General features: G+C 65.0%; 3 protein-coding genes and 1 pseudogene. 2 read left to right on the top strand and 2 right to left on the bottom strand.

The genetic code is table 11. The features are described 5' to 3' along the window. Together WA965_RS25350 and WA965_RS25345 are read right to left on the bottom strand one after the other, a co-directional pair. A pseudogene (locus tag WA965_RS25350) lies at positions 1–1,050 on the bottom strand (N-6 DNA methylase); the annotation flags it as partial. Between the two features lie 84 nt (positions 1,051–1,134). Beyond that, the gene (locus tag WA965_RS25345) at positions 1,135–1,878 is read right to left on the bottom strand and encodes a translation initiation factor IF-2 N-terminal domain-containing protein (protein ID WP_526301066.1); all 744 of its coding nucleotides are present in this window, start codon (positions 1,876–1,878) and stop codon (positions 1,135–1,137) included. Positions 1,879–2,376: 498 nt separating this feature from the next. On the opposite strand from WA965_RS25345, the gene istA reads away from it, so the two are divergent. Both istA and istB read left to right on the top strand, forming a co-directional pair. After that, entirely contained in the window at positions 2,377–3,975 is a 1,599-nt protein-coding gene (gene istA, locus WA965_RS25340; RefSeq protein WP_526301068.1) for an IS21 family transposase, read from the top strand. Beyond that, the gene (istB, locus tag WA965_RS25335; protein ID WP_526301070.1) at positions 3,972–4,760 is read left to right on the top strand and encodes an IS21-like element helper ATPase IstB; all 789 of its coding nucleotides are present in this window, start codon (positions 3,972–3,974) and stop codon (positions 4,758–4,760) included. Before istA ends, istB begins: the two co-directional genes overlap by 4 nt. Positions 4,761–4,925: the final 165 nt, after the last annotated feature.

Raw genomic sequence — 4,925 nt, 5'->3', positions numbered from 1 at the left:
GGGATCGAGGACCCGCTGATTAAGTGGATCGGTAACCGTTTGGGAGACAATACGATTGGCGAGCCAGTCCGGGGTGTAGTACTCGCCGAGTGCCTTGCGGGTTTGCGCCGATATCACCGACTCGTAGAGCACCTTGAGTACGTCGTGCTCGACGGCCGACCAGTCGAAACGCGACAGTCGACGAGCCAGCGAGGCGACGTAACCCTCACCGTCGGGCACTTCGAGCACCCAGTCGAAGAAGTCCCGGTCGACGACTCCGTGCAGACCCGCGACGGCGAACTGATCGCCTGACAGCAGCGTCGCCGGCGCTAGGTCCTCAGCCTGCAATCCCAGGACGAGGTGGGCGATGATTTCGGCGGAGTTGACGAGCAGGGTGTGTTCGAGGAACAACTCATCACTGTCGATGAACTGCGTGCCCAAGGCGCCGCGCAGTAGCTTGACCCACAGTTCGCGCTTCAACCGCACCGTCGGCAGATCCTTGCCGACGGCGTAGATCGCGGCCAGCGTCGAGTAGTCCAAAGCATGTGAGGAACTCGTTGCGCCGAGACGTTCGGCAATCTCGATCGGGGTCGGAAGTATCGCCCTGCGGGTGGCCAGGACCCCTTCGAGCCAGCGCAGCAGTTCCTCGGCGCCGGCGTCACCCGAGGCGGTGGAAATCTGGGTGGCTTGACGCAGTTCACCGTCCACTTCGTGGTAGGCCAGCCACTGTCGGCCGTCGGTGAGGATGCCGACGTAGCGTTGACCCATTTCCGATGATCGAGTCGTCACGTAGCCGGCTAATTGCTGGCGCGCCGCGGCGAGTGCCGCCGGCGCCGCCAGTGAACGCTTTACCTCGATGACGGTGCAGCCCACCTCGACGTCGATCCGGCGGCCGTGACCGGCCGGGGTCTCCAAATCGACATCTAGGTCCTGCTCGGCCAGGCCCAGTTCGGGATCTAGGAGCATCATTCGGACGTCGGACTGAATGGTGGCCTCACTGCGGACCGCGTCGTTCTTGTTGATCAGGCGATCCATCAGGGCACCGCGTGCCCCCCCACCTGCCGTCGCCATGATTAGCAACGCTACAAGGGCACTGGTCAAACCCGTATGCAACCCGCGGAGCGGGCAGCACGGAAACGACAGGTCCTGGGTGGATCAGCCGGTGGCGTTGTTCTGACGCCACTGACGCACCGCGACGATCACCTCTGAGCGGGTAAGGCGCCGATCGCGGAACCGGGCGTAGAGCGTGTCCATCCGTAGATCGATGCGCCCGCCGTACCCCAGCCTCAGACCTGCCTCGTCGGGGGTGATGTCCGCGCTGGAAAGCTCCGCTGCCAGCTGAGGTCGCTGCCCACCGCTGAGCCGGATCCACTGGATGACGATGGGGTCCTCATCGTCGAGACCGGTGAGGCGCGCCTTGGCCCACTGCACGTGCCATTGCTCGGCCTTCTTCAGCTCCCACCTGAAGGGCTCGCCACAGGACTGACCGAGATGTCCGGAGCGCTGCGCGATGATCTCGTCGAGCAGCGCCTCCAGCACCGGCAAGTGCCACCGGTTGGCCTTCGACGTCGCCGACTTTCGTTGGCGCGACGGTTCAGCCTTGACCCGCGCAAGGGCCTCGGCGAACGTCTCGTCGGGCTCGCTGGTGATGGCGGCCAAGTCGGCGGAGTCGCCGTAGAAAGCTGGTTCCAGGGATTTCTCGAGATCGGCCTCCGGGCTGGCGGCGGCGAAGTCGCGCCGAATGTCTCGCACAACCGGGGCCTCCAGAGTGCTCATCGCCGACTTCACCCATTCGCCGCGGCTGCGCAGTTCATCGACGAGCCGCCCGGGGGGCCACCCCAGCTCCTTGGCGAGTTCGTGGACACGCATCGCGTGCTTGGGCGGAGGGTCTAATCTCATGAATGTTCCTGACCTCAGACGTGGGGACACTTCGCTGGCCCGCACCGGTGCAACGGTGTGGGCCAGCACTAATTTTGACCTGGACATCCGACGGGACTTTGCTTCAGGCAACACTTAAATGGCTCGAGGCACACTTAGAATCATCGGGTGTCGCGGGGACCCGGAGCGCTCCAACGGCATGTTCTGGGTGCGCTGTGGTCACGCGGAGAATCGGACTGCTACGACATCGGTGCGTTGTCGGACCTGTTCCCCAGCCACTACTTGGATCAGTGCACGGTGCTGCATGCGCGATTGGCTGTGACAGCCTGATTTGGCCCCGGGTGGACGGCTGGGAATGGCTCCACCTGTGTGGTCGCGGTGTGCCGTTGTGACGGTCTGATTTGGCCCATCTTTACGACACTCCGCGTCGGTTGTGACGACGTGAAGTGGCCCCACCTGACAGTGATCACGTGCGGTTCCGGATAGCCCGGATCGCTGGTGAGAGGTGGTGGCTGGAAAGTGAGGTCAAGGGTGGAGCAGTTCGCGGCGATCCGCCGGGATTATCGGGTTGAGGGTTTGTCGATCCGGGCGCTAGCCGATAAGTATCGGGTGCATCGGCGCACGGTGCGCCAGGCGTTGGAATCGGCAGTGCCGCCGCCGCGCAGGACGGTTCAGCGGGTGGCGCCCCGGTTGGAGCCGTTCAAAGCGGCGATCGATGAGATGCTGCGATCGGATCTGGATGCCCCGAAGAAGCAACGCCACACCGCCCGACGGGTTTTGGCGCGTCTGGTCGATGAACATGACGCTGACGGTTTGTCGTATTCGACGGTGCGCGACCATATCCGGAAACGTCGCCCGCAGGTCGCGGCGGAAGCGGGCCGGGCGTTGGAAGCAGGGTTCGTGCCTCAGACATATCGGCCGGGAGCCGAGGCCGAGGTCGACTTCCATGATCTGTGGGTGGTGCTGGCTGGGGTGAAGACCAAGACTGCGCTGTTCACGATGCGGTTGTCGTTCTCGGGGCGCTCAGCGCATCGGGCGTTCGCGACCCAAGGCCAGGAGGCGTTCCTGGAAGGCCACGTCTATGGGTTCGCCCGGCTCGGCGGCGTGCCGGTCGACAAGATCCGCTACGACAACCTCAACAGTGCGGTCAAGCAGGTGCTGTTCGGGCGATCTCGTCAGGAAAACGAGCGTTGGATCGCCTTCCGGTCGCACTACGGTTTCGAAGCCTGGTACTGCCGGCCCGGTCACGACGGCAGCCACGAGAAAGGTGGTGTGGAGGGCGAGGGTGGCCGATTCAGGCGCAACCACTGCGTGCCGATGCCGGTGGTCGACTCCATTGACGAGCTCAACGCTGTGCTGGCCGCTGCTGATGACGCTGACGATTACCGTCGGATCGCCAACCGCGCCAATAGTGTTGGCCAGGACTGGGAACTGGAGAAACTGGCGCTGCGGCCGGTCACTGACGAGCCGTTTGATACGGCGTTGACGGTAACCCCGCGGGTGGATCGGTACGCCCAGATCATGGTGCGCTGCAATCAGTACTCGGTGCCGGCCAGGTTCATCGGGCACCGGCTGCGGGTGAAACTGTCGGCTTCCCACGTCACCGTCTATGACCGCACCACCGTGGTGGCGCGGCATCCCCGCGCGGTCGGCAAGGGCACCAAAGTGCTGGACTTGGACCACTATCTGGAGATCCTGGCCCGCAAACCCGGGGCGCTGCCCGGGGCCACCGCGCTGGCTCAGGCACGGGCAGCCAAGATGTTCACCACCGAACACGACGCATGGTGGGCTGCCGCCCGAAAGACCTATGGCGACGCCGCCGGCACCCGTGCCTTGGTGGAAGTGCTGCTGCTGCACCGACACTTGGATCGCGTAGATGTGTTGGCCGGCATCAGTGCCGCCCTGTCGGTGGGCTCGGCCAATGCTGATGTGGTGGCGTTGGAAGCCCGCAAGGCCGCCGAACGTCGCACCGGCGCTGGCCGGCATCAGAACAGCTCTGACGTCGCGGCGGAGGTGCTCCTGCTCGCCCACCACCACCTCGGCGCCGCGCTCGTCGATGAGCGTCCGCTGCCGTCGGTGGCCCCCTACGACACCCTGCTGGGCCGGCAGAGCTCATGAGCACGCAGCGTCGCACCGTCACCGACCAGGCCGCGGTCGCGGCGATCGAACAGGGCGCCCGCATGCTGCGACTGCCCACGATCCGCGACCGCTTCTCCGAGATCGCCGCCGCGGCCGAACGCGAACAACAGTCCTACCTGGGTTTCCTCTCGGAGCTGATGATCGCCGAATGCGAGGACCGCGACCGCCGCCGGGCGCAGCGCCGCATTCATGACGCCGGGTTTCCTCGGCTAAAACGGCTCGACGAGTTCACCTTTGAGGCCAACCCGGCAATCAACCCGGCGGTGATCGGGACCCTAGCCACCTGCGCCTGGGTCAAAGCCGGTGAGCCATTGTGCTTGATCGGTGACTCCGGGACCGGCAAAAGCCACCTGCTGATCGGACTGGGAACCCTGGCCGCCGAGGCTGGCTACCGCGTCCGCTACACATTGGCCAGCAAGCTGGTCAACGAGCTCGTCGAAGCCGCCGACGACGCCCAGCTCAGTAAGTTGATCACCCGCTACGGCCGGGTCGATTTGCTGCTGATCGACGAGCTGGGCTACCTGCGATTAGACCGCCGCGGCGCGGAGCTGCTGTTCCAGGTGCTCACCGAACGCGAAGAACGCTCGGCGGTGGCGATCGCCTCCAACGAACCGTTCTCGGCGTGGACCAAAACCTTCACCGACCCACGATTGTGCGCGGCCATTGTCGACCGGTTGACCTTCGCCGGGCAGATCATCGAAACCGGCACCAGCTCTTACCGACTGGCTCATGCCCGCAAACGACGCACCGCCAGCACTACCTGAAGCAGGCCGTCGCGCTATGTGGCCGATACAGTGACCAGGTCATGTTGGTCGCCGATCTGCAGCACTTCCTCGACCTGGGCCCCGAAGTCCCAGGCCCGGCACTCAAGCTCGCCGAGCACCTCACCAGCATCGTCGCCGCCGCCAGCGCCGGGGACGCCCACACCC

The organism is Mycobacterium sp. (genome assembly GCF_049683935.1).
Classification (GTDB): domain Bacteria; phylum Actinomycetota; class Actinomycetes; order Mycobacteriales; family Mycobacteriaceae; genus Mycobacterium.
The sequence above is the reverse complement of the archived record's forward strand: the minus strand, read 5'-3'. Positions and strand labels throughout refer to the sequence as shown.

Excerpts from the sequence above, each read along its gene's own strand:
- WA965_RS25345 (WP_526301066.1), bottom strand. The coding sequence starts at position 1,878 with ATGAGATTAGACCCTCCGCCCAAGCACGCGATGCGTGTCCACGAACTC.
- istB (WP_526301070.1), top strand. The coding sequence starts at position 3,972 with ATGAGCACGCAGCGTCGCACCGTCACCGACCAGGCCGCGGTCGCGGCG.